Raw genomic sequence first — 25,477 nt, forward strand, 5'->3', positions numbered from 1 at the left:
CTTCTTGCCCCCTGCTCAACGAAGAATTTGCCAAATTCTCTGGGGAAAGCCATGCTGAAAGGAAAAAATTTGTGTAGACTGAACCTCTCAGATGCCTAACTCCCCCTAGCTTGAGGTGTGCAATGACGCAAACCAAACTCCCAAAACGCATTTCGACGGCCTTAGTCAATGCTTTGGGATCGGGCGTAGTCCCTCGTCTTGGGGTGGAACACATTGCTGTGGGACGCGATCGGGAGTTGGCCACCCTCAGCCATGACCTCAGCAACATCGAGGCTGGTGGGGCTAGTTTTCGTTTTGTAATTGGGCGGTACGGCGCGGGTAAAAGCTTTTTGCTGCAATTGCTGCGATCGCAAGCCCTGGAACAAGGGTTTGTGGTTGCCGATGCGGACATTACCCCTGAACGGCGGTTGGCCGGGGCAGGGGGCGCGAGTCTGGCCACCTACCGCGAATTACTACACCACCTCTCTACCAAAAGTCGTCCCGATGGGGGCGCGCTGCAAACCATCCTAGAACGCTGGATTGCGGCGATTCAAACCCAGGTAGCGCAGGACAGCGGCAAGCGACCCAATGATGAAGGGTTTGACAGTGAGGTGGAGGCCAAGATCCGAGAGGTGACTCAGGATGTGGCGGATTTGGTGAATGGCTTTGAGTTTGCCAACGTCATCATTGCCTATTGGACGGGCTATCGCAGCGATAACGAAGCGCAGAAAGAAGCGGCCTTACGCTGGTTACGGGGGGAATTTGCCACGAAAACCGAGGCGAAATCCGCCTTGGGGGTGCGGGTGATCGTCGATGATGAAACTTGGTATGACTACATTAAGCTGTTAGCAAAATTTGTAGCGGACATTGGCTATAAAGGTTTAATTGTTCTGTTGGATGAGGCGATCCACCTAACAAAAATTACGACGACCGTTACCCGCCAGAATAACTACGATAAGTTGCTGGCCATGTTTAATGACACGATGCAGGGGCGAGTGAGCTATCTGGGAATTATTGTCGGGGGGACACCGCAGTTTCTTGAAGATCCGCGCCGGGGACTGTATAGCGATCCCGCTTGGCAGCGACGTACTAGTCAGAATCGCTTACTGAGCCAGTCGGGCTTAACAGACGCGATCGCCCCTGTGGTGCGGCTAGAACCCTTGAGCCATGGGCAATTGCTAGAACTCTTACAGCGCTTAGCAGAAATCCATCGATCGCACTACGACTATGCCAAACCGGTTGCACCTAAGGATTTACAACAAATTTTGCAAACGATGACCGATCGGCTGGGGGCGGAGGCATTGCTGACCCCAGGGGAACTCGTACGCGATGTGATCGGCGTGTTAAACGTGCTGCACCAGAATCCCAACCTCTCGGTGAGTCAGCTGTTGCAAACCACTAGGAATCAACCCGAACGGAATGCAGCAGCCCCAACCGAGGCTGAGCCGAACTCATCGAAACCAAACTCATCGAAACCGATGGGCACGCCCATGGTTACCCCAGAATTTGCAGAGTTCACCCTGTAACCCCCCTTCCTATTACAGGGAAGCTCGGGGCGATCGCCCCAGCAATTGATCCACCCAACTAACGCGCCGGGGGGCTGGGATATCACTAAACATCTGTCGAGCTTGTTGATAGAATCCCTCCGCTTGTTCCCAATTCCCCATTTGCTGGAAGGTGAGGGCCAATTGGGCATAGGCTTTGGCGAGGTCACATTTTGCGCCGATCGCTTGCAATAGACTAATGGCTTTGAGATGGTGCTCCCATGCGAGGGTTAAGTTGCCTTGCATCCGATAAATCTGGGCGAGGCCATGAAATCCCTTCGCTCGAATTTGAGTAAATTCCTGCTCCTCCGCATAACGAATTGTTTGCTGATAGGCTTGCAGGGCCCGATCGTACTCCCCCAAATGGCGGTAGGTATGGGCTAAAAAGAGCCAACTGTAGCCCCGTCCCATCATCGAAGCGGAACGATCGGGGGCGGTCAAGTTGATCGTCTGGAGTTGCGATCGGGCGGCCTCCGGTTGATTTTGGCAGGCATAGAGATAGGCTAAGCAACAGGCAGAATAGAGCCGATATCCTTCTGATTGCAGTTGTCCGGCCAGTTGGTAAGTCTGCCGGAATAACATAAGAGCCGTTTCAATGTGCCATAACTCCATCAAACACAGTCCTAGATTCAACAGTGAAGAGAGTTTTAAATCTTCACTACGGTTATGTTTGGCGATGTAATGGGCGCGTTGATGAATTTCGATCGCATTGGTTAAGTCGCCAGCGATTCGATAAATGTAACCACACAGATTCAACAACAGACCCAACCGCGTGTCATTCAGCAGGTGGGGGGCGATTCGATGAATCGCTTCAGTAATCTTTTGGACTTCACCAAAGCGATAGAACAGCCAACCTAATTGGAGTTCTTTACCCCAACGGCTAGGACGCAGGGTAATTAATACATCACAGGCTTTATCGTAATCGCTAACTTCTAAGTAATGATAATAAGCTTCGAGGATTTGCAGCGCATCTTCTACCCGATCGACATGGACAATAGAATTCAACCAAAATTCAGCTAATTTACGGTGGGTCATTTCCCAACCGGGGCGATCGTCCCGGAGCCGACTGCGGGCCTCCATCCGCATCATGGGGTGGAGCCAAAATTTGCCATTATCCCGACATTCCAAAAGCGAGCGATCGCGAAGACATTGCAAAATGGCAGGATGACGCTGGAGGTTAGCCACATCCCATAGCAAACACTCCACTCCTTTGCGCGGAACATGGGAAATTTCCTGGTAACGATAGGCTCCCAAGCGGCAAAGTAACCGATAAGCTTCCGGAGCAATGCGGTATAAATCATCAAAATGGCGAGCCACTAGGTGCTGAAGTTCGCCACTGTGCAACAACCCCCGATTGCCATCCTGCCAAGCTTCTTCAACATCGCCCCCCAAATCCTGCTGGATCTTTGTGGCTAGGATGCGCATGGCCAAAGCATTCCCATCCCAAGTGCGCCACATTTCGACCAGGGCAGGGGTTGTGTGGGAAAGCTGCGATCGTTGAAAGTAATCCTGCCAAGCCGCCAAGGGCAACCCATCCAGGGCCAAGGCTTCAACGTCCAAGCGTTCTTCATGGAGGCGCGTCCGACTGACTAAAAACGTCACGGCATTCACCTGCGGATCGGACAGCATTTCCAACAATTGCACATAGTCCCGACAGTCCGGCACAAAGCGCGAGTCCCCATCCAAAGCCGTATCTAAATCGTCAATCAGAATACCGACAAACTGCTGGGGATCGCTTAGCCTATGCCGCAGTTGCATCAAGTTCAGCATAAAGTCCCGCCCTGCTCTGTCCCCAAAGGTTTTGCTAAGCCAGTCCCCCACTAAACTTTTAGCGTTGGTTAAATGTTCCGGATCGGTGCCCATTTGAAAGATTAGGGTTTTAGCGAACGATCGTCGCTCCAGGTATTTCCGCACCAAACGCGTTTTGCCCAATCCGCCTTCCCCATGGATCAAAATGATTTTAGTCCCGCGATCGATGAGAGCATCCAGTTGGGTAAATTCGGGATCACGGGGAATCCAAAGGGTATCCGTTCGACAGGAATTACCGTTCCCCACACAGTACTGATGGGCATAATGGCCCAGCACCGCGCGAAAGTTTCTTTTGTTCACGGGTTGGCCTAACGTTTGCCCCAAAATTCGAAATAGCTTGGAGCCTTCTTCGCGAATGTGACTGGGACTGTACCCTAAATTCATCTCTTCGTAGGTACAATTTTCCCAAGCACAACGAAAAATATCTTGGTGTAAATTGCTCAAGGGTTCGCCGGTGGCTTGATGAAATAGCTCATTCATCAGCCTTAGCGCTTCATCACACTCCATATCGTCCGCTAAGTATTTCTTCTCCTTAATCTAACGATTCGATTTTCTTTTTTCCAGACCTCGATCGCCTCAGTTGTCAGGAAAGGGAACAAGATCCGACAAAACCCGACAACTCCCAACATTCAAGGATTTCAGAGTATCTGGAATATCCGACAGGATCGGATTGTCATCTCTGTAGTATCTGACGACAATTACAGGTGTTAGGCAAGCGTTAGCCAGTGAATCCATCGCTTAACTTGAGTTTTCCTAACAGATAACTTGGACTTTTAACCTGGATTTTTCAGTTTGATTTTTCAGTTTGATTTTTCAGTTTGGCTTTTTCAGTGAGGAGTCAAGACGATCAGACATCAGACGCTTACGGATTACCACGGAGGAAACACTATGACTCGCGATGTACCTCAACCCCCTGCAATGGGTACCAGAAATGAAACCTTATCTGAGAGCTTAGCCCCGATCGGCCAACGGTCTGAAGCCGCGTTAGAGCGTTCTCAAGCAGTGACGGATTGGTTCAAGCGGCTCGACCAACTTCACGTTCGTCAAGATGACACCGATCGACGCCTGACTCGCTTAGAAACTCAACTTGAAACTCAACTCCAGTCTATCGCCATGACCACACAATCGGGCCAAAAATCCGCGTCCCCTCGCAGCTACCGTTCTTCCCACGCCAAAGCCCCACTCCCTTACTCTGCGCCGGTGCAGTTGTCTTTCCTGAGCCTGAAGTGGATGTTTTTCTTTGTCACAGGACTGTCATTAGTCCTGCTATTCTCCGCTGGGTTTGGGGCCGCTAATCCCGCGATCGGGACTTGGGTAGGACTGATGAAGACTCTCCTGACACCGCTAGCCATCATTGTCCTCATGGGTTGGTTTATCACGGTGGTTCAGGAATCCTTTAAATAAGGATCCATGGGGGTGGGATGCTCCTTTTGCCCACCCCTCTTTTTGTAACGAAACGTATACGCCTTCTCAGAAGCGGTTCCGTAATTCCCTATGATGGTCTACTAATGAACCTTTCATAGCTCTACACAGTTGTTTACAAAGCTCGTTTGGGGACATGAATCGTTCTAATCTGAAATATATGAGCTAGCGCTTGGGCTGCCTATTCTGTGCTGCTTCAAGTGAAAGTCAGATTTAACACCGTAGATCCGTAGGGAGCTTTAGAATCCGATGAGTGTTAAGGCAAGTGGTGGAAGCTCTTTAGCACGCCCGCAACTTTATCAAACCGCCGCCCTATCTGCGATTTCCCAAGCTGAACAGCAAGATCGGTACTTGGGTCGCAGCGAGCTGGAGCAACTCACTCAGTTTTTTGCATCCGGTGCGAAGCGGATTGAGATTGCAGATATTTTGACTCGGAACTCTGAACTGATCGTATCCCGCGCTGCCAACCGTATCTTTACGGGTGGTTCGCCGATGGCCTTCCTGGAGAAGCCCCCGGCGGATGCCCCAACGATGACGATCGCGGGAACGGTTCTGGACATGCAGGAAAGCATGAAACTGGGAACCGTCACCTATGCCGAAGCTGCTAGCAGTGGCGGTGGCTTCTTTGGTGGATTGCGATCGGTTGTGTCGGGTTCCAGCACTGGCCCCATCCCCGCCGGATTCCGTCCGATCAACGTGGCCCGCTATGGCCCATCGAACATGGCCAAGTCCCTGCGGGATTTAAGCTGGTTCCTGCGCTATACGACCTATGCGATCGTGGCCGGAGATCCCAGCATCGTTGAAGTGAACACTCGCGGTCTACGGGAAATTATTGAAGGTGTCTGCTCGGCAGCAGCCACCATTGTGGCCCTGCAAGAAATGCGGGCAGCGGCAGTAGCTTACTTTAAAGGCGATGACGCCGCAGCGGAAATTGTGGATCAGTACTTCACCGTGTTGGTGAACGAATTCCAGGCCGCAGCACCCTCCGATAAGCTCCGTCAACGGCCCTCTTCCGATCAGCAAGGGTTGAAGCTACCCCAGATCTACTTCAACGCCGCTGAGCGCCGCCAAAAGTTTGTCATGAAGCCCGGTCTCTCTGCTTCGGAGAAAAACGAAGTGGTGCGGGCTGCTTACCGCCAAGTGTTTGAGCGCGACATTACCCGTGCTTACTCCTTGAGCATTTCTGACTTGGAATCCAAGGTGAAGAACAACGAAATCTCCATGAAGGAGTTTGTTCGTCGCCTCTGCAAGTCTCCGCTATATCGCAAGAATTTCTTTGAACCCTACATCAACAGCCGTGCGCTGGAGTTGGCATTCCGTCACATCCTGGGTCGTGGGCCATCTTCCCGTGAAGAAGTTCAAAAATATTTCTCGATCGTCTCTTCCGGCGGCTTGTCTGCCCTGGTAGATGCCTTGGTAGACTCCACGGAGTACGCAGACTACTTCGGGGAAGAAACCGTTCCCTACCTGCGTGGGTTGGGTCAAGAAGCCCAGGAATGCCGCAACTGGGGTCCGCAGCAAGACCTGTTTAACTACAGTGCGCCCTTCCGCAAGGTGCCTCAGTTCATCACCACCTTTGCCGCCTACGATCAGCCCCTGCCGGAACAGCATGTTTACGGTCGCGGTCACGATCCGATCGAAAATCAGTTTGGCGCAATCTTCCCGAAGGAAACCCGCAACCCCAACAGCAATCCTGCCCCCTTCGGCAAGGATACTCGTCGGGTTCTGATTACCCGAGGCCCTGGTATCAACAACCAACTCGGCAACCCCGGTGCCCGTGGCGTCAACCCCGGAACCTTGGGGCCCAAGGTCTTCAAGTTGGATCAGCTGCCTAGCTTCACCGGCATTTCCCGCAGTGGTGTAAGCGGTTATAAGTCTCCTTCCACCAAGGGCATCAGCACCAAGTTCTCGGAAAGCTCAGCTCAAAAAGTCATCCGCGCTTGCTACTTGCAAGTGATTGGTCGCGATGTCTATGCGGGACAACGCCTGACCGTTGATGAGATCCAATTGGAAAATGGTGACATCAGCGTCCGGGAGTTTATCCGTCGCTTGGCCAAGTCTGAGTTGTATCGCAAGCTGTACTGGACGCCGCTCTATGTCATGAAGGCGATCGAGTACCTGCACCGTCGTCTGTTGGGTCGTCCCACCTACGGTCGTCAGGAAACGAATAAGTACTTCGACATCGCATCCAAGCAGGGCTTCTATGCCGTGGTAGATGCCATCCTCGACACCGAAGAGTACTACCAAACCTTCAGTGAGGACACCGTTCCCTACGAGCGTTACATTACTGCCGCTGGCTTCTCCGCTCGGAACAACCGCGTCGGGTCCATGGGCGATCGCCTGTTAGCCAAGACCACGTCCGAAGAGCCAACGCCACGCTTTGTCACCCTGGGCGAAGTCACCGAAATGCGGACTCAGCCCGACATTGCCTTCCGCTCCAACCAAGGGGTCAGCAAGAAGCGGGTACAAACGAAGGTCTTCAAGCTCACCAGCTTGGCCGACAAGCCCAACCTGGAAGTGGTTATCAACGCGGCCTATCGGCAAATCTTCGAGCGCGACATTGCGCCTTACATCACCGACAACGAGTTCACCGTCCTGGAAAGCCGCCTGCGCAACGGCGAAATCACCGTCAAGGAATTCATCGAAGGCATGGGTTCGTCCAAGCTCTACATCAAGGAGTTCTACGCACCCTACCCGAACACCAAGGTGATCGAACTGGGTACCAAGCACTTCCTCGGTCGGGCTCCGCTGGCTCAGGCTGAAATCCGCAAGTACAATGCCATTCTGTCTAGCCAAGGCTTGAAGGCGTTTATCCATGCCATGGTGAACAGCCCCGAGTACCTGTCGGCCTTCAACGAAGATACGGTGCCTTACAACCGTTATCTGACCCTGCCGGCTGCTAACTACCCCAATACCCAACGGCTGTACAACAAGCTCACCAAGCAAAACAAGCGCTTGGAAGTGCCCAGCTTTGATCCTGTGACGTCCAAAGTGGATGGGGCCAGTCTGCCACTAACCGCCAGCGCGATCGCAGCGAATAATGAAGCGGTTCTGGCGGGTTCCGCCCGGATGTCTGGAGCGAGTGCAGCAGTTGTGGTGAGCCAAGCACCAACGAAGATTGTGCGCCTGTCTGTGGATGGATCTGCGGCAGTGGCGAATGCAGTCTACGCTCAGGTGATGGACGTGGCCGTGGATGCAATTCCGGCTGAGTTCCGGCTAGCCGCTGGGGAAGCTCAACTCCTGGAAGGTCTAAGCGTGCGGGAGTTCGTCCGGGCCGTTGTAACTTCGGATGCCTACACCGCACGGTTTGGCAAATTCCCCGTTGCGAAACAGGCTGAATTGTTGTTCCGCCATCTGCTGGGTCGCGCGATCGCCACAGATGTGGAGAAACTCCAGTACAGCCAATTGATCCAAACGGAAGGGTTGGCGGCTGCGGTGGAAGCGTTGCTCAATAGTGCTGAGTACAATCGCTTCTTCGGCGAAGATGTGGTGCCCTACAAGCGCTTCCCATCTCTGCCTGCCGATATGGTGTAAGTTCAACTCCCTTGGAATCTGACTGTTTAGCTCGATTCTAAAATTAGCCCCTAGACGGGATTCGTCTAGGGGTTTTCTGTGGCTGGGGGCCGATCGCTGGGAAGCTAAGCAACCCGTTTTTCCAGGTATTGGCCAATCATTTGTTCTTCCCCGGCGCGGGAAATGATGGTTTGGCGCGTGCGGTATTTGCTGCCGATGAGTTTGACTTCCTCTTCAAATACGGAGCCTTGGTACTCGGTGCGGAGGCAGAGGGTTTCTGGATTGGTCATGGAGAAGGTGGCAACGATCGGCTTGGGGGTGGCAAAGCCGCGATCTCGGTACATTAATCCATCGGCAATGCCAAATAGAGTGGATCCTTTAGACATATTTTTGCCCAGGATGGAATTTTTGCTATCCCAGGTGACGCTAGCCCCGCAGGTCATGAAATCCACATCTTCCAAGTCATGCAACTGTGCTAAGTGCCGCAACTCATCGCAGCCCTGCTCAAGAAACTGAACCGTAATCAGGCTTTCGACTTCCTGGACTTCCCCATCGGGCAAGGTGAAGTAGCGACGTTCCGATCGCCACTGCCCGGAGGAACTTTTGAAAAACTGAGCAATTAGATCATCACCCACCGCATGGCGTTGCAGAGTTGAATTCACAGGCATCCTTCCTTGAGAGAGTAGAAGACACGACTTCAGTTACGAAATCATCACTTGATGGTCACAATTCTTAATATAAATCCAGATTCGTGGCGTAGCAATTTCTACAAATTATTGACAAATTTGCCAAAACAGTGATCAGTTTTTCTGAATCTACCGATCATCTTCCCAATCCCTGGAGTCATTTCCCGATCGACCGCCATTTTGGGACAGGGCTGCGTAGGATAGATCAATGCCTATCTTTTGGTGCAATGTAATCGGTTATGCAGCTTCTCCAAGTCACCCATTTGCAAAAACAGTACTCCAACCAGGGAAAATGGATCCAAGCTGTGGATAATGTCTCGTTGCACTTGGCGGCGGGGGAAGTCTTAGCATTTTTGGGGCCCAATGGCGCGGGTAAGACCACGACAATTAAGATGATTGCTGGGTTGATTGTGCCCGATCGGGGGCAAGTGACGGTCGTGGGTAAGAATCCCCATCGGGATCCATCGGCGCTGCGATCGTTAGGGGCAGTGTTGGAGGGCAATCGCAATCTTTACTGGCGCTTAACCCCCGAGGAAAATTTGGAATATTTTGGGGTACTGCGGGGATTATCGGCGCGGGAAGCTCGGCAACGCGGGAGACGGTTGTTAGAGCGCTTTGAGTTAATGCACAAGCGGACAACAGTGGTGCAGCGGTTATCCCGTGGAATGCAGCAAAAGGTAGCGATCGCGGTGGCACTCATTCACGAACCACAGTTGATCTTGCTAGATGAGCCAACCTTAGGATTGGATGTGGAAGCGACGCAAACGGTAAAGCGCTTGGTGCGGGAAATTGCAGCGGAGGGGCGGGGGATTTTACTGACGACCCACCAGTTGGACATTGCAGAGGAGTTGAGCGATCGGGTAGCGGTAATTCGGCAAGGACGCATTGTGGCAGAAAAGCGGACGGCGGAACTGATTCAGGAATTTTCCAGCAGTGCCTACCGCATTGAGCTGGAGCAATCGATCGGAGTCGATCGACAAACTAAGTTAGCACTATTGGGCTTAGACATCGATCCATTTTCCCAGACGTTACATGTAGTAGATACAGAACTGTTGTATACCGTGCTAGCAGTTCTGCAACCTTTACCGATTCTGAGAATCGAGCGCGATCGGGCAAATTTGACGGATATTTTTTTACAACTGGTTCAGGAGCGGTCGAGTGGCGAAGATTAAGGGTATGCAGGTGAAGCGATCGGCGCAGATTTTAGATATTTTTCGGTTATTTCTGGCGGAGTTTAAGCGGGCTTGGATTCAGTTTAAGCGCTATCCGGCGGAGTCGATCGGGGGTGTCTTTATTATTACGTCGGTGTTTTATGGTTTGTTTTTGAGTGCACAGTATATTGCGGGGCCGATTCAGTTTGGCGATAAGTTGGATAGTGTAATTGTGGGGTATTTACTATGGTCGTTGTCGATTTTCGTGATTACGGATATTGCGGGAACATTGCAAAGTGAGGCGCAAACGGGAACGCTGGAGCAGTTGTTTTTAACCAGCTTTGGGGCGAGGACATTATTTCTGGTACGGGCGATCGCGGATTTAGCAATTCAGTTGATTTTGCTGGGCGTGATTTTGTTGATCATTATGGTATTGACGGGACGGTATTTATCGTTCCCGATCGTGCTAGTTTTGCCATTGGCAACAGTATTAATGGGAGCCTATGGTTTAGGGTTTATCATGGGCGGTATTTCGCTATTGTTTAAGCGGATACAGCAAATTCTAGCAATCTTTCAGTTTGCATTACTGTTTCTGTTGACCGCACCAACAGAGGAATGGACGGGGATTGGGCACATCGTAGGATACTTTTTGCCGATGAGTCCGGGGGCAGGGCTGCTGCGGAATTTGATGGCGCGGGAGTCGGGTCTAGATGCCACGGCATTGGCGATCGCGTTGGTCAATGGGGGTGTTTATCTAGCAATCGGCTTGGTGTTATTTGGTTGGGCGGAACGGGAAACAAAGCGTCGCGGCAAGTTAGGGGGGTATTAGGGGTGCTGTTGGGATTATTGGATACGGCAACGATCGCAACGCCGGAAAGTTTGCTCGGGCTATTCGGGTTAGGAATTTTTACGGGAGCGGTGGCTGGCGTTTTGGGGATTGGGGGGGGATTGCTGATTGTTCCCGTGTTGAGCCTGTGGTCGATTCCGTTGGTGCAGGCGACGGCAACGAGCTTGGTGGGGGTGTGGATGAGTGCGGTGTCGGGAACCGTCCAGAATTGGCGCAAGGGGCAATTAGATGGCCGATCGTCGATCGTGTTGGCGGTGTTTGGAATGGTGACGGCATCACTAGGGGCTTGGGTGGGAAAAGTTTTGCCCAATGCCGCGATCGCCTTTAGCTTTGCGGGGTTGATGTGGGTGATTATTTATTTGATGGATCTCAAGCAGAAGTTGAAGGTGCGGGAAAAGACGATAACTGATGCGACTGAGAGTCTGTCCGATCGACGGCCGCCTGAACCGTTACGGTTGCCGCAGGTCGCTGGAATCGGGTTGGGAGCAGGATTTTTGTCGGGGTTGTTTGGAGTGGGTGGCGGTGCGATTATGGTACCGTTGCAGATGCTGTTTCTGGGGGAGCCGATTAAGTCAGCGGTCCGCACCAGTTTAGGCGCGATCGTATTGATTGCGATGAGTGGGTTGGTCAGTCATACGCTGAATGGAAATGTGTTGTGGCCTCCAGGGATTGCGATCGCGCTGGGTGGGATGTTAGGAGCACAGTTGGGAACGCGATTACTAAATCGATTGTCTTCGAAAGCGGTCGATCGAACCTTTCGAGGATTGCTGATTTTACTGTCCGTGTATATGGTTTGGAAGGGGTTTAGTAGTTAAGGCTCTCCTCACGCTCCTTCCTAAGGATGGCCAAAAAAGCTAGGGGATTTCGTTTTGCAACTCTAGAGGTTCCACTAGAGAGTCCAAGGCACAGCTGAATACCCAATGCAGCTAGCTAGATGAATATTCGTACGTAGGCTCATAGGGCAGGAAACCATTTGCCATCAACGTTGGAGATGGCAATTCCTGAAGCCTCACCTGGAAAGCTTCTAAGGATAAGGGTGGTGCATAGAGAAACCCCTGTCCGGCATGACAGCCTTGATGGCGCAAAAATGATAACTGACTACTATTTTCAATGCCTTCCGCAATAATTTTTAGATTTAAGCTGCGGGACATGGCAATAATTGCTTTACAAATCATGGTTGCATTACGATCGCGATTGATTTTATGGGTAAATGATTGATCAATTTTGATCTCATCGATCGGCAACTGACTTAAGTAGCTCAGTGATGAATAGCCTGTACCAAAATCATCAATAGCAATATTCACACCTAAGGCTTTCAGTTGTTGCAGTTTACGAATTGTCAATTCAACCTGCTCCATCAAACAACTTTCCGTAAGTTCCAACACAAGTAGATGCGGCGCTAGCCCACTTTCTTGCAAAATACTCGCCACTAGCTCTGGCAGCGTTGCTTGTTGAAATTGCGCCATGGACAGATTAACTGCCACTTGGAGGGGGAACTGCATCTGCCTTTGCCATTGAGCCGCATGGTGACACGCCTGCCGCAGAACCCATTCCCCCAACGCTAAAATCAGCCCTTGTTCTTCCGCGATCGCAATGAACTGATTCGGCGGAATCATCCCCCGTTCAGGATGCTGCCAACGCACTAAGGCTTCTGCACCAATCATGCAACCCTTCGCGAGATCTACCTGAGGTTGATAGTAGAGACGGAGTTCCGATCGTTCGATCGCCTTGGCAAGTTCATTGGCAATTAAATGATGCTTAGCTTCCACCGCAGCCAACTGTGGGCTATAAAATCGATAGGAACTATGGCGCTTTTTGGCCCACCGCATCGCCGCATTACTTTGAGTCAAGAGCTCCTCAGAAGACAAGCTATGTTGAGGATACAGTGCAATGCCAACACTCAGTTGAATCCGAATTTCCTGTCCGTCGATCGAGTAGGGAACGGTGAGAATGTTGATTAACAGTTGAACAAATTCTTCAATTTCTTCAGGATCACCTGCATCGGGCAGAGCTAGGCCAAATTCCTCTTCATGCAACCGGGCCGCCAGTCCTGGACGACCCGTCACTTGCAGACGCTCACCAATGGCATGGAGAAGACGATTACTAATCAAACCTCCGTAGGTCAATTGAATGACGCGGTAGGAGGTTATTTTCAACGACAGCACTGCGATCGACTCCGTGTGTTGAAGCGTCACTTCACAAAGTTGTGTCAAATGGCGTTGAAACAGATTAATGTTGGGGAGATTGGTCACACTATCCCAGTTGGCAACCTTCTCAAAGGCAGCCTTAGCCTGGGCAACCTGCTCTAAGTAACCTTGGGCAAAAACTGATTTTTTGCGAAAGCAAGAATGAATCGCAGCCAACAAATCCTGACTGCTGCAGGGCTTGGTGAGATAATCATCAGCTCCCTGGTTCATCCCCTGCCTCACCTCAGCATGGCTAGTCCGAGCACTGAGGAAAATGAAGGGAATTGCAGTCGTGGCAGGATGACTGCGCAGCGTCTCCAACACCTCGTATCCATCACACTCCGGCATCGAAATATCACATAGAATGAGATCGGGACGGAGAACTAAGGCTTGCTGAATTCCTTCTCTCCCATGATTAACGCCGATCGCACGAAAGCCATTGATTTCTAGGATCTTCACCCAGTTATCCCGGATTGCATCCTCATCCTCAATCAACAAAATTGTTTTCATTACACTAAACTTAGTCAAACGGTAGTGCAGAGCCTTGCGTGATTGTGAGGAGAATGTAAAATAGCAGTCAAATTACAGAAAGTCGCTACCCTGAAATAATCACTCTTCTACTCAAAAACATTGCCTTTCAAAAACATTGCCTTTTGTCTTAGGTGATTTGGTCTTAGGTGATTATATGGGGCATAGCTAAGCATAGGCACAGAGTCTCCCCGTAAGCACGTGTAGACGAAACTTCAAGAATAGATATTTCAGATAGATATTTCAGTATGTATCTGATGGTACTTTTACTGAGTGTATGTTGGGCAACATCACCGACCGATTATATCAAGGAGAAGAAGGGGATGTCGATCCGCAGAATCAAGTAGACAGCTTTCAGTAAGCTGACTCAGAGCGGGGGTGACTCAGCTTGCAGGGAACTCGGCTGGAGGTGACTCGATTGGGGGTGAGTCAGCTTCCCTCGCCTAAAAATCCTTAGTTGCCCGATCGCTCCTGGTGTGATCCTCAATCCAACACAGGTGTGATCCCCACCTCAACTCAGGAGGGAACTGATTGAATCAACTTCTCTAAATAGATTGTGCTTATAGGCTAGGATAGGAGACAAGGTTCAAACCAGTTCGGATAATATTCCGACACATTTTTGACCCATTCTTTTAGTAAAACTTTCAGCAATCAGTTCTCAAAAATCAAGGCTAGCTTGAACTTTGCAGCCGTAGCACTCGCTATACACAGCCAGTCATACACAGCCAGTTATACACACCAGCTATACACAATGGAACACAGCACAGCCTGGTTAACCTAGCGTGTCTGCCGGAGAAATCTTAAAGGAATTTAAAGATTTCTGGAGAGAAAATCGTATGGGTGATGCGTCCTAGCTTCAGTCCTAAGGTAAATTTGAATTAAGTTGAAGATAGACCAGTGGTCAGCTGAGGCGATCGATCGAGGAGCCTCCAGATCCGATTGAGGAATTCTGGAAACTCTGGTCTTGGGGGTACCACTTGAGCTATGATATGACTTCTGAACTCTTGAAACGTCTAGTTGAATCTCTTGCAACTATCTATAAGCAGGGGATGAAGGTGTAGGCTGCATGTTCTCAGGGTAGTTCTGGGGGCTGCATATGCATCGACAGGAGGCGAATCTTAACTAGAGATACGAACTAGGAAATCATTAGCATGGTCAATCAGAAAGCAGGAACAGTGGATGTGGGCTTTACCCACGAAGATTTTGCAGCGTTATTGGATAAGTATGACTACCATTTCAGCCCTGGAGATGTGGTGGCTGGAACGGTATTCAGTCTTGAGCCACGGGGTGCACTGATTGACATCGGTGCTAAAACCGCAGCCTACATCCCCATTCAGGAAATGTCGATCAACCGCATCGACGCTCCTGAAGAAGTTCTGCAATCCAACGAAACCCGCGAGTTCTTCATTCTGGCTGACGAAAACGAAGATGGTCAGTTGACCCTCTCGATCCGCCGTATTGAGTATATGCGGGCCTGGGAACGGGTTCGTCAGTTGCAGGCAGAAGATGCAACCGTACGCTCCCTCGTCTTCGCAACCAACCGAGGTGGGGCCTTGGTGCGGATCGAAGGTCTGCGCGGGTTTATTCCTGGATCTCATATCAGTACCCGTAAACCCAAGGAAGAATTAGTCGGCGAAGAGCTGCCCCTGAAGTTCTTGGAAGTGGACGAAGAGCGCAATCGTCTCGTCTTGAGCCACCGTCGTGCGTTGGTTGAACGTAAGATGAACCGCCTAGAAGTGGGTGAAGTGGTCATCGGGACTGTGCGCGGGATCAAACCCTACGGTGCGTTTATCGACATCGGTGGCGTCAGCGGTCTGTTACACATTTCTGAAATCTCCCACGATCACATTGACATGCCCCACAGCGTGTTTAACGTGAACGATGAAGTTAAGGTCATGATTATTGACCTCGATGCAGAACGGGGTCGGATTTCGCTGTCTACTAAGCAGCTGGAGCCGGAACCTGGTGATATGGTGAAGAATCGCCAAGCGGTCTACGAACAAGCTGAAGAAATGGCTGCGAAGTACCGTGAAAAGCTGAAGGAGCAGGGTGCTCCCGTTCCTTCCATGGAAATTACAACGGAAGAAGCTGTGATTGCAGAATAGTTCTGCAGCATTCACCTAACTTGGCTTGAACTTGCTACACAAGCTTGAGCTTTAAGGGGCGTTCGATCGAACGCCCCTTTTTGGTTGGATCTGGGATTTTGATTGGATATGAGAGCGCGGGTCAACCTGTGGGATGGTCACGCATAGCGGTAATAGGATAGCGGTAATAGGGATGGTAGTAATACAGTGTGGCGATCGCGTGTTCGAGGATATCCAAGCGGTCATTTTTGATAAGGATGGAACCCTGGCAGATTCACGGGCTTACTTAGTAGCGCAGGCTCAAAAACGGATTGACTGTTTAGAAACTCATCTGGCTGAAATTCTTTCCCCCGCTGCAATGGAGCAGTTAACCGATCGGTTATTTCAGGCATGGGGGGTGGCGGAAACTCAGATTCATCCAGCAGGGCTGATGGCCGTGGGCTCCCGGCGGGATAACGAAATTGTCACGGCGGGATATGTGGCAGGATTGGGGTTTGCCTGGGTCGAGGCACTGACGATCGTGCAAACCGCCTTTCAAGCCGCGAATCAATTCTTTCCGCGCAAAGATTTACTGACCCCGATCGTAGCCCTGGGGCCAACTTATTTAGCGGCACTGCACAGACAGGGATTGCACCTGGGGCTACTGTCGGCAGACACCACACCCAATGTTGAAGCGTTTGTCAATACCTATGGGTTACAGCCCTATGTCTCGTTGGTCATGGGTGCCCAAGAGGGGTTAAGCAAGCCTGATCCACAGTTGCTACACCAAGCCTGCGCGACAATCGGCGTTCCGCCCTCGCAAACGTTAGTGGTGGGAGACTCCGCTGCTGATATTGAATTGGCCAAGCGGGCGGACGCAGCAGGCGCGATCGGGGTTTGGGGTGCATGGGGACAGCCTTTTACCATCCCCAATGCAGATGTCATGATCGCCAGTCTGGCTGAAATTACAGTCTTGTCAGGAATGGGGTAAACAGGCATCCCAATCAGAGATCCACAAATCAGGGCTACAAAAAAGAACCGATCGATGCGATCGGTTCTTTTTTCCTGAAGAAAATTTCGTGACTCAGACTCCAGTCGCCATGCGCTGAGGCATATGCTGAGTCATGTGCTAAGTCATGTGCCTAGATTCCGCTTTAAGCGGTTGCTAACAGACTCGTAGCCGCTTGCTTCAGGGCCTCAGCCTTATCCGTTTGCTCCCAAGGCAGTTCCAAATCGGGACGACCAAAGTGGCCGTAGGAAGCTACATCTTGGAAGAACCGACCACCCCGCTCTCCGGGCAACGTTTGGAGATTGAAGGTTTGGATAATGCCAGCGGGACGCAATTCAAAGTGCTGATTGACCAATTCGGTCAGCTTGTCAGCATCAATTTTGCCAGTGCCGAAGGTTTCCACCAACAAACTCACCGGACGAGCCACCCCGATCGCATAGCTCAACTGCACTTCACATTTATCCGCCAAACCCGCAGCCACAATATTCTTAGCTACGTGGCGAGCTGCATAGGCTGCACTGCGATCGACCTTTGTAGGATCCTTACCGGAGAAGGCCCCACCCCCGTGACGGGAATAGCCACCGTAGGTATCCACAATAATTTTGCGACCTGTCAGACCAGCATCACCTTGAGGCCCACCAATCACAAACTTGCCGGTGGGATTCACCAAATACTTCGTATTTTCATCGGGTTTGATGGCAATATCTGCAAAGCAAGGCTCCACCACATGCTTCCAGAGGTCTGCTTTGATTTGTTCTTGGCTGACTCCTTCATCATGTTGGGTCGAAACCAGGATGGTATCAATTCCGATCGGTTGATTATCTTCGTAGAGAATCGTAACTTGAGTTTTGCCATCCGGACGCAGATAGTTCACAATGCCAAGCTTGCGAACTTCCGCCAGCTTCCGGGAAATTCGGTGGGCCAAGCTAATGGGCAGGGGCATCAGTTCTGGCGTTTCGTTGCAAGCAAAGCCAAACATAATCCCTTGGTCGCCCGCACCAATTTTGTCCAGTTCCTCAGAACTAAGTTGTTCGCGAGTTTCCTGAGCGGTGTCTACCCCTTGGGCAATGTCGGGGGATTGCTCATCCAACGCCACTAAAACAGCACAGCTATTGGATGCAAAGCCATTTTCGGACAGCGTATAGCCAATTTCCGCAATTTTTTGGCGGGCTAACTCAATAAAATTGACCTGGGCCTTGGTTGTGATTTCACCCGTAATCAGCACGAGTCCTGTGTTGACAACCACTTCCGCCGCAACTCGGCTTTTCGGATCCTGGGTTAATACCGCATCCAGAATCGTGTCAGAAATTTGATCACAAATCTTGTCAGGATGCCCCTCAGTAACAGACTCAGACGTAAAGAAATATCGGCGTGACAAGGCAATACCCTCTCTTTCGCTCGTTAGGAACAATCGAAAAACTTAGCACTTCATCCTAGCAGGTTCAGTGGGTACAATTGCCGAGGGGAGTAAACAAGCTCACTCCACAGCTCCACTGAAGCCAGCTCAATTCCAAGAAACAGGCTAGAACGCCTATGACCTGATTGGAAACAACAATACCCAATCGTTAATCTTCAATGGAAATTCATGGGATTGACAGGCATCCTAGCAATTCTACGGAGATCGATGCTAGAAAAAACTGTGAACTTCATTCACTCTTTGAATTCATTTTTAGAAAGTGAATGAACAAAAATGGCGGCTTGGGTCCGATCGCGCAATCCTAAACGGCTCAGAATATTGGTGACATGGTTTTTGACGGTTTTTTCGGAAATATAAAGTTGTTGAGCAATTTCACGATTACTGGCTCCTTGAGCAATCCATTGCAAAATTTCCCGTTCGCGCGGCGTTAGGGATTCCAGTAGTTCTGTTCCTTCTATTGTGCCGTCCCAAGGTTTGTCCCATGCAAGATTCGTAGGATGGGAAATTGCGGACTGGGAACTATGGGGATTGTCAAGTTCAGAGGGCACTTTTTCGTAGGAAATCGTCTTGAGAGAATTGTCATGGAGAGAGGACTCATGGGCAGGGCTCTGGGATAACCCCGCACTAGACAGACCACTGGACATCAGGATTTTTTGGGCTAATCCTGGTGCTAATTGGGTATAGCCTTTCGCCACTAGATGAATGGCCTGCACCAATTCTTCAACCGGTGTATCTTTTAATAAATAGCCAGAAGCCCCGTGTTGCAAGGCTTGGGTCACATAGTCAGTATCATCAAAGGTTGTGAGAATGAGAACCTTGACCTGGGGAAAGTGCTGACAAATTTCCCGCGTTGCTGCAACGCCATCCATCACGGGCATCCGCACATCCATTAAGACCACATCCGGTTGCAACGTCGCCAGTTGACCGATCGCGGCTTCGCCATTGTCTGCTTCGCCAATCACTTCTAAATCCGGTTCCGGTTTAAGCAGCGCGCGCAGTCCTCGTCGAATCAGGGTTTGGTCATCTACTAGGAATAAACGGATCATGGGTGAATCTCTCCAATAGCAAACCGGAGGACGAGAAGTTAAGCAAGGAGTTAAGTGGGGGGCCAGGGAAAGGTTGCGGTGATCTGACAGCCTTGGCCAGGAGCGGTCAGAATGTCTAAGGTGCCGCCCAACGCGGAAACTCGCTCCTCCATCCCCTTCAGTCCAAAACCGCTTGTGGTCTGCGATCGCACAAATCCTCTTCCATTATCCTGAATCTTTACAACCAGCCGATCCTGGAGCACCACATCAATTTGGACGGTGGTTGCATTGGCATATTTTTGGATATTCGTCAGGGCTTCTTGGATAATGCGATAGGTCGATGTTTTGAGCGGATAGGGCAGATCGTGGGGAAGAGTCACCTCAATTTTAGGCAGGATCTGGGTCGATCGCTGAAAACCTTCCATTAATTCCTGTAACAAGGCTGCTAAAGGTTGATTCTTTAAAGGATCACTGCGCAGGGTGGATACAGAACTGCGCACATCCTGGAGGGTTTTGGCACTGAGTTGTTTAGCCTCTAAAAGGAGATCTTTCGCTTCCTGCGGATCGCTGTCTAGTAAACGAATCGCCGCCTCTAAATGGAGGTTAAAGGCTGTTAAGGTGTGACCGAGGGAATCGTGAATTTCGCGGGCAATGCGATTGCGTTCCTGCAAGGTTGCGACGTCTTCAATTTTGAGGGCATATTTCCGCAATTGCTCATGGGCGATCGCGAGTTCTTCACGACTTTTGCGTTCTGCCAATACTGCACTAATCATGGGGGATAGAAAAACTAGCGCAAGTCCCAGTAAGACAATCCCACTCATGGAAATCAACCAAAGACGCGAGATAGCAAATTCTGGAATTCGAGTTGCAACTAAAGGTCTGGGTCGCGCCGCGATCGAGAAATTGGTGTAGCGAAAGGGCAGGAAAATTAACAATCGGTAGATCTGAATTGAAAATGCTGTCAAAAATGTCGTAGAAATGATAGCAAGATGGTATTTTGATTCAAAAATCAAACAGCATCGAATCACAAAGATTACAAATAATAACGGAAAAAATTGTAGACCACTCAGTAAACTACTGAGAACAATTAACCCTGCATTCAGCAACAAATAGCCAACCTTGGCCCCGACTTGTTGGGTGGGGATGCGGAGCCCCAAGAGACCCACCATGACAATACAGAGCATATTTAAGAAGGGTTCTCGCGGAACCCAACGCACACCCCCGATCGAAAGTTCCGCAATCAGAGCGATCGTTAATAAGATCCATTCAAAATACAGCAAAAATTTAAGGGGATGATTGCGGGGGGTGAGCATGGTGCTGTCAGGTGGGACGTAAGGGTAAACGTAAGATGGAGAGGCACAATCGAGTTCGGTAAGACTCCCGATGACTCCTTCATTGCGGATTTTCTATGCTTCTGTCAATGGGTCTGAAGTCCTAGTCGGAGTAGAGCCCTAAGTTAGGACGATCGCCTCAGGGATGAATCAAGGGCAGTGGCTAGGATAGAACTATCGAAGCAAGCGGTAGCTTCTCCCCTTGCAACGAGGCATGTTAAACGATTTTCCTCAATGAGAATCCTTTCAAGGAGATAGGCATGAATTTCCAACTCAATCGTAAATGGGTCACCCTAGTTGCCGGTATGGCGGTGTTAGCCAGTCCTTTAGTGGCATCGAGTGCCTTTGCTCGCCCTGCGTGGAATGGTGATTCTGGTATGCAGATTGCCCAATTGGGTGAAGGTAAAGGCGATCGCATCGAGAAACTCAAACAGGAGTTGAATTTATCCCAGCAACAAATCGATCAAATCAAGCAGATTCGCCAATCGACCCGGAGTCAAATTGAAGCCCTCTTAACCCCGGAACAAAAGGCTCAAATTAAAGCAGCTGCGGGCAATCGCCAGGGTCGTCGGGGCGGCATGAAAGCAGCCAACTTGACCGATGCTCAGAAGGCTCAGATGAAGGAAATTATGAAAGCTTCCCGTGAAAAGATGAAGCAGGTTCTGACTCCCGAACAGCAAGCGAAGCTGCAACAGAAGATGCAGGAGCGACGGGGCAACAAGGCAAGAACAGGCCAAGGAGCCAGCTAGGTGAAACACCTAACACGCTTCGATCTACCTCATTGAGAGCACACCACTAGTCCACACCACTAGTCCACACCACTAGTTCACACCACTCAATGACATCCCATGTCAGTTAAAAAGAGGGCATTCCCTAGGGAACGCCCTCTTTTCTATTCTCATTTTCCGTTAAGACCCAGTATGTAAAGACCCAGTATGCACAGTTTTCACCCACTTCAGACGTTTGGGAACGATCGCCATCCGTGCTGTCACACTACTGACCACCACAAACCAATGCATCATGTAGAGAAAACCTTGCAGGGATTGCAGAATCGGCTCCCCCCAAGCTTCCCAGGGTCCTTTAAAGTGTTGGCCATGGGCTAAGCGTTTGCGGCGCAGTCCCCGCACAGTACTGGCAACAAAAAATAGAAAGGTCAGCATGGAGAGCGGTGTCAACATCATGCTGTGGTGACGGGCCAGGGCTAGGGCAAAGTCCGGAACCGCCGCCGTTGGCATGAAATATTGCATGATCCAAAAGGTGGAGAGATCGAGGGTTTTGCGAGTACCCATCCGATTTCTCAAGATCAACCGCCAATAGTCCAAATAGCGTTGATAGCCGCCTTCTGCCCAGCGATTGCGTTGATGCCACAGCGCTTTAACCGTGGTGACCCCTTCTTCGTAGACCGGCGGCAATGTAAAGCAATGAATATCCCAGTGATTGAGATGCAGGCGGAAGGTTAAATCCAAATCATCCGTAATGGTTTCTTCGTTCCAGCCACCGCAGTCTAGCAAGGCTTGGCGACGAACCATTTGGCCATTGCCCCGCAGTTCTCCCAGCCCACCGATCGCAATGCGTTGCTGTTGCATGAAGGCGTCTAACAACATTTCCGCATGTTGACCTTGGATCCAAAAATTCTCAGCTTCGGGAGAGTCCGTCTGCTCTGCTTGAACAACAGCTTTGCGAAGCTGGACGGCTCCAACCCGATCGTCTGCCAGGAAGATCGGGAGTGTCTGTTGGAGAAAATCAGGCTTAATTTGCGCATCTGCGTCAAATACCACCAGAAATTCCCCTTGGGTTTTTGACAGCACTTGATTCAACGCGCCAGATTTCCCCCCCGTAGCCCCTAGGGAACGGCGGAAAACATTCAGATTCGCAAATTCTGGCTTCAGGGTTTGGAGAATCTGGGCCGTCCGATCGGTGCTGGCATCATCAATGATCCAGACATCATAGCGATCGTGGGGATAATCTAAGGCACAGAGGTTACGCACCAGCTTTTCAATCACGGCCTCTTCATTTTTGGCAGACACTAGTACGGAGACAGTGGGCCAATCTTCCGTTGTCGTATCGGGTGTGGGGGCATGCACCATCGGCTTCGCAAAAAAAGCCCGCACCAAATGGAGTGTCATCAAACCGGTTATCGCCCAGACAATCCACAAGCCCCAAGCGATCGAATGGAGCAAATACATTAAGCTCCAAGCCCCTGTGAGCACAAAGGCCGCCTTGAGCCGACGCCCTGCAAATCCTTGATCCAGGGGAGAAGGCTCAAAATCTTCGTCTTCAGCAGTGAGGGGAAGCGCGATCGCCTCCGACAGCCCCGCAGGGCTTGATTCAGCCAACTCTAGCGACTGACAGGAATCGTTTTCTGGCCAAGAATTCTCCGACATAGGTGACCTGATTCAAAACACCCGATACTTGTCTAGACTGTCCATGGGGAACTCCCAAACGGAGTACCCATTTGGGCAAAATCATAGCAGGACAAGGACACGTTCTTTGAGCACGACTCATTAATCCTGCTCATGCATTGTGCTCATGGATTGTTTTATAGCGAGATGAAGCCGATTGCCTCTCGCTCATTTTCCCTGGCAAAACAGCCTTCATTGTAACTGACCCTTCTCTATTTCCTGAGACTCGTCTGTGGGAAGTTGTCCAGCAGGATCGATTCCTGTCCTGCAACAGGCTCAGCCATCATTACCCACACAATGCAGTCAGAATGCCAATGCAGTCAGAATGCAGTCAGAAATGGATTACGCATTCCATACACGCATTCCATTCAACGAAATTACGTTTAAATTGAAAGGGTTGGGATTGAAATGACTCAAGGTGCCTAATCTGAGATCTGACGTTGAGCCGCACCACAGTCAATCAACAGCCCCAATCAACAGCCCCATCAACAGTCCCAATCAACAGCCCCTTGGAAGCTGGACATCACCTCCGCACGACGACTAGATTCACACATGTAGATCCACTCCTGCTAGATCCACTCACAGAAAACATCTGATCCACCGATCGCGTTCGAATCGTCCTAGGAAAAACTCTATGGATTTTATAGATATCGTTGACGGTGGAAGCGATATCGCGGATGCATATAAAGGTTCTGTAAACTCGATCGCAAAGCATTGCGGGCTGATACCAGGTTGGGCACTTTAAAACAAAGAGATTGTTGACGGAATCTCTTGGTGGATCGGTCAGACTGACTGACGGGTCTGACCGCAGGAAATCCCCAGGCATCCCCCTGCCGAGACGAAATGATTGGGTTCACTAGTTCAATTACCGGATACCTATCTCACATCCTATGAATTTGGGTGCAGACAATTTACCAACAGCCAATTTGCCAACGGCCCCTTTTCCCCAGGTACTGCCAGTTTTTGGACGGCATGGTGGAGCGGTGACGAAATATGAAAAGGTGTTGATGCATCACCCCAATCACCAACCCGCATGGCTGGCACGGGGATATCTCTTGCAAAAATGGGGCATTCACGAAGAGGCGATCGCCAGCTTTCAGCAGGTTTTAGCTCTGGATCCAAGAAATGTTTTGGCTTGCCAAGGTAAGGGAATTTCCCTGGGAGAACTGGGTCAGTACGAAGCCGCCCTACAAATGTTTGACACGGTCATTCAGATTGCCCCTCAGGACTATCGCGGACGGTACAACCAAGGCAAAGTCTTGATGAATTTGTGCCGTTATGCAGAGGCGATTAAAAGTTTTGAACAAGTTTTGAAGCTCAAACCCGAGAATTACAAGTCTTGGTACAACCGAGGCATGTGCCAGGATGCCTTGAACCAATCCAAACAGGCATTGTTTAGTCTAGAAACAGCATTACAAATCAAGCCCGATTGCTACTACGCTTGGAGTGCTCGGGGGTCAGTGCTGATCAAGTTAGTCAAATATCAACAGGCAATGGACAGTTTTGATCGATCGCTCTCCCTCTGTCCTAACAACTTTGCAGCTTGGTATGGCAAGGCCAGTTGTTATGTGTGTCAAGATCAAGCTGCACAAGCCATTCAGGCTTTAGAGGAAGCGGTTGCCCATGCGCCCAATTTATGTCGTGTCATGCTCAGCAGTGATCCCAACTTTGACTCTATTCGGCACCTTGCAGCATTTCACGCGATCGTGGGCGAAGAGGAACCGACACAAAAACTGGTGGCAAGCCTAAACTAAATCCTGGACTCAGTATCCTGCACTCAATTTTGGGACCTAACAATTTGGTTCCTTAAATTCCTTGGCACAACCAGATCAAGGCTGAATTTGCGGAATGACATTTCTGCAAGGTGAGGTTATTGGACTGAAATAATTCCAACGTAACCCCATATCGATAATGCCAATGCAACCTTGCGATCGTGGACATTGCTATAGCCTGCCATTTAACGTCAAAACAACCATCCGGGTGGCGGCCTATATTCTCCGTCAGAATTCCCTAGGTCAGCAACAATTACTGATGTTCCAGCATCCGGACTGTGCGGAGGCACCGATTCAGATTCCGGGGGGCGGAGTGGAGCCTAATGAATCGATCGAAACGGCTTTGTACCGGGAAATTTGGGAGGAATCGGGTTTAAGTCATCTGACTGTAATTCGTAAATTGGGCGTTGTGGAAACGTGTTGGCGATTGCCACGCAAACAGATTTCCTATCGCCATTGTTTTCTACTCCGTACCCAACAACCAACACCGGAATGCTGGCAACAGTCCGTGCAAGGCACAGGCATTGATTCGGGTATGCAATTTTCCTACTTTTGGGGAGAACCCCGATCGGAATTATTTCAATCCCCAGAGTTGAGCTATTTTCTTAACTCTGACGCTATTCCTGAACTGTACGGCCATTAATGCATTAACGAATTCCCGATCGCACTCACTCACCATGGCTCAATACCGCTGAACCATGAATCCAATGAGTCATTCCCAAAGCTACTGATTCAAGGTCTGCCCCCTTTCTTGACAGCTTCTAGGCAACTTGTTATAACAAGTGAAACTTTG

Annotated in this window: 18 protein-coding genes; 11 read left to right on the forward strand and 7 right to left on the reverse strand. The window is 50.4% G+C overall.

Features of this window, described 5'->3' with window-relative positions:
- The first annotated feature begins 122 nt into the window (after positions 1 to 122).
- Complete coding sequence (locus H6G21_RS09175) at positions 123 to 1,505, forward strand: ATP-binding protein (RefSeq protein WP_190572957.1); 1,383 nt, start codon at positions 123 to 125, stop codon at positions 1,503 to 1,505.
- Positions 1,506 to 1,517: 12 nt separating this feature from the next.
- Here H6G21_RS09175 and H6G21_RS09180 read toward each other — a convergent pair whose 3' ends face one another.
- A complete protein-coding gene (locus tag H6G21_RS09180) occupies positions 1,518 to 3,812 on the reverse strand; it encodes a tetratricopeptide repeat protein (RefSeq protein ID WP_190572959.1) in 2,295 nt (764 codons plus the stop codon).
- 408 nt (positions 3,813 to 4,220) lie between these two features.
- On the opposite strand from H6G21_RS09180, the gene H6G21_RS09185 reads away from it, so the two are divergent.
- Positions 4,221 to 4,736: a hypothetical protein gene (locus H6G21_RS09185; RefSeq protein ID WP_190572960.1), complete on the forward strand. Its 516-nt coding sequence runs from the start codon at positions 4,221 to 4,223 to the stop codon at positions 4,734 to 4,736.
- A gap of 267 nt (positions 4,737 to 5,003) precedes the next feature.
- Entirely contained in the window at positions 5,004 to 8,288 is a 3,285-nt protein-coding gene (locus H6G21_RS09190; RefSeq protein ID WP_190572962.1) for a phycobilisome rod-core linker polypeptide, read from the forward strand.
- Between the two features lie 104 nt (positions 8,289 to 8,392).
- On the opposite strand, the gene H6G21_RS09195 is transcribed toward H6G21_RS09190, so the two are convergent.
- Positions 8,393 to 8,935, reverse strand: a complete 543-nt coding sequence (locus H6G21_RS09195; RefSeq protein ID WP_190572964.1) for a phycobiliprotein lyase — start codon at positions 8,933 to 8,935, stop codon at positions 8,393 to 8,395.
- 257 nt (positions 8,936 to 9,192) lie between these two features.
- Between H6G21_RS09195 and H6G21_RS09200 the strand changes: the two genes are divergently transcribed.
- From H6G21_RS09200 to H6G21_RS09210, 3 genes are read left to right on the forward strand one after another with little or no spacing between them, the layout of a single operon-like run.
- Positions 9,193 to 10,125: an ABC transporter ATP-binding protein gene (locus H6G21_RS09200; protein ID WP_190572966.1), complete on the forward strand. Its 933-nt coding sequence runs from the start codon at positions 9,193 to 9,195 to the stop codon at positions 10,123 to 10,125.
- The gene (locus H6G21_RS09205) at positions 10,112 to 10,933 is read left to right on the forward strand and encodes an ABC transporter permease (protein ID WP_347277998.1); all 822 of its coding nucleotides are present in this window, start codon (positions 10,112 to 10,114) and stop codon (positions 10,931 to 10,933) included. The genes H6G21_RS09200 and H6G21_RS09205 overlap by 14 nt, the downstream gene beginning before the upstream one ends.
- Before the next feature lie 2 nt (positions 10,934 to 10,935).
- Positions 10,936 to 11,766 carry a sulfite exporter TauE/SafE family protein gene (locus H6G21_RS09210; protein ID WP_190572968.1) on the forward strand — a complete coding sequence of 277 codons (831 nt, stop codon included), beginning with the start codon at positions 10,936 to 10,938 and terminating at the stop codon, positions 11,764 to 11,766.
- Positions 11,767 to 11,877: 111 nt separating this feature from the next.
- Here H6G21_RS09210 and H6G21_RS09215 read toward each other — a convergent pair whose 3' ends face one another.
- A complete protein-coding gene (locus H6G21_RS09215) occupies positions 11,878 to 13,647 on the reverse strand; it encodes an EAL domain-containing response regulator (protein WP_190572970.1) in 1,770 nt (589 codons plus the stop codon).
- Between the two features lie 1,169 nt (positions 13,648 to 14,816).
- Between H6G21_RS09215 and H6G21_RS09220 the strand changes: the two genes are divergently transcribed.
- A complete protein-coding gene (locus tag H6G21_RS09220) occupies positions 14,817 to 15,770 on the forward strand; it encodes a 30S ribosomal protein S1 (protein WP_190572971.1) in 954 nt (317 codons plus the stop codon).
- 172 nt (positions 15,771 to 15,942) lie between these two features.
- Positions 15,943 to 16,719 carry an HAD family hydrolase gene (locus tag H6G21_RS09225; protein WP_190572973.1) on the forward strand — a complete coding sequence of 259 codons (777 nt, stop codon included), beginning with the start codon at positions 15,943 to 15,945 and terminating at the stop codon, positions 16,717 to 16,719.
- 163 nt (positions 16,720 to 16,882) lie between these two features.
- Here the strand turns inward: H6G21_RS09225 and metK are convergent, their stop codons facing one another.
- The 3 genes from metK to H6G21_RS09245 form a co-directional block, all read right to left on the reverse strand.
- On the reverse strand, positions 16,883 to 18,115 hold the full coding sequence (gene metK / locus H6G21_RS09230) for a methionine adenosyltransferase (protein WP_190572975.1): 1,233 nt from the start codon (positions 18,113 to 18,115) through the stop codon (positions 16,883 to 16,885).
- A 272-nt stretch (positions 18,116 to 18,387) separates the two neighbouring features.
- On the reverse strand, positions 18,388 to 19,200 hold the full coding sequence (locus H6G21_RS25660; protein WP_242041737.1) for a response regulator transcription factor: 813 nt from the start codon (positions 19,198 to 19,200) through the stop codon (positions 18,388 to 18,390).
- A gap of 50 nt (positions 19,201 to 19,250) precedes the next feature.
- Positions 19,251 to 20,492, reverse strand: a complete 1,242-nt coding sequence (locus H6G21_RS09245; protein ID WP_190572977.1) for a sensor histidine kinase — start codon at positions 20,490 to 20,492, stop codon at positions 19,251 to 19,253.
- Between the two features lie 278 nt (positions 20,493 to 20,770).
- Between H6G21_RS09245 and H6G21_RS09250 the strand changes: the two genes are divergently transcribed.
- Positions 20,771 to 21,259: a hypothetical protein gene (locus tag H6G21_RS09250; protein WP_190572979.1), complete on the forward strand. Its 489-nt coding sequence runs from the start codon at positions 20,771 to 20,773 to the stop codon at positions 21,257 to 21,259.
- A 159-nt stretch (positions 21,260 to 21,418) separates the two neighbouring features.
- Here H6G21_RS09250 and H6G21_RS09255 read toward each other — a convergent pair whose 3' ends face one another.
- Positions 21,419 to 22,894, reverse strand: a complete 1,476-nt coding sequence (locus H6G21_RS09255) for a glycosyltransferase family 2 protein (protein ID WP_190572981.1) — start codon at positions 22,892 to 22,894, stop codon at positions 21,419 to 21,421.
- Positions 22,895 to 23,802: 908 nt separating this feature from the next.
- Here H6G21_RS09255 and H6G21_RS09260 point away from each other — a divergent pair.
- Together H6G21_RS09260 and H6G21_RS09265 are read left to right on the forward strand one after the other, a co-directional pair.
- On the forward strand, positions 23,803 to 24,666 hold the full coding sequence (locus tag H6G21_RS09260) for a tetratricopeptide repeat protein (protein WP_190572983.1): 864 nt from the start codon (positions 23,803 to 23,805) through the stop codon (positions 24,664 to 24,666).
- A 157-nt stretch (positions 24,667 to 24,823) separates the two neighbouring features.
- The gene (locus tag H6G21_RS09265) at positions 24,824 to 25,327 is read left to right on the forward strand and encodes an NUDIX domain-containing protein (RefSeq protein ID WP_190572985.1); all 504 of its coding nucleotides are present in this window, start codon (positions 24,824 to 24,826) and stop codon (positions 25,325 to 25,327) included.
- Positions 25,328 to 25,477: the final 150 nt, after the last annotated feature.

It is taken from the genome of Alkalinema sp. FACHB-956 (assembly GCF_014697025.1).
In the GTDB taxonomy this organism is placed as follows: Bacteria; Cyanobacteriota; Cyanobacteriia; order Leptolyngbyales; family Leptolyngbyaceae; genus Alkalinema.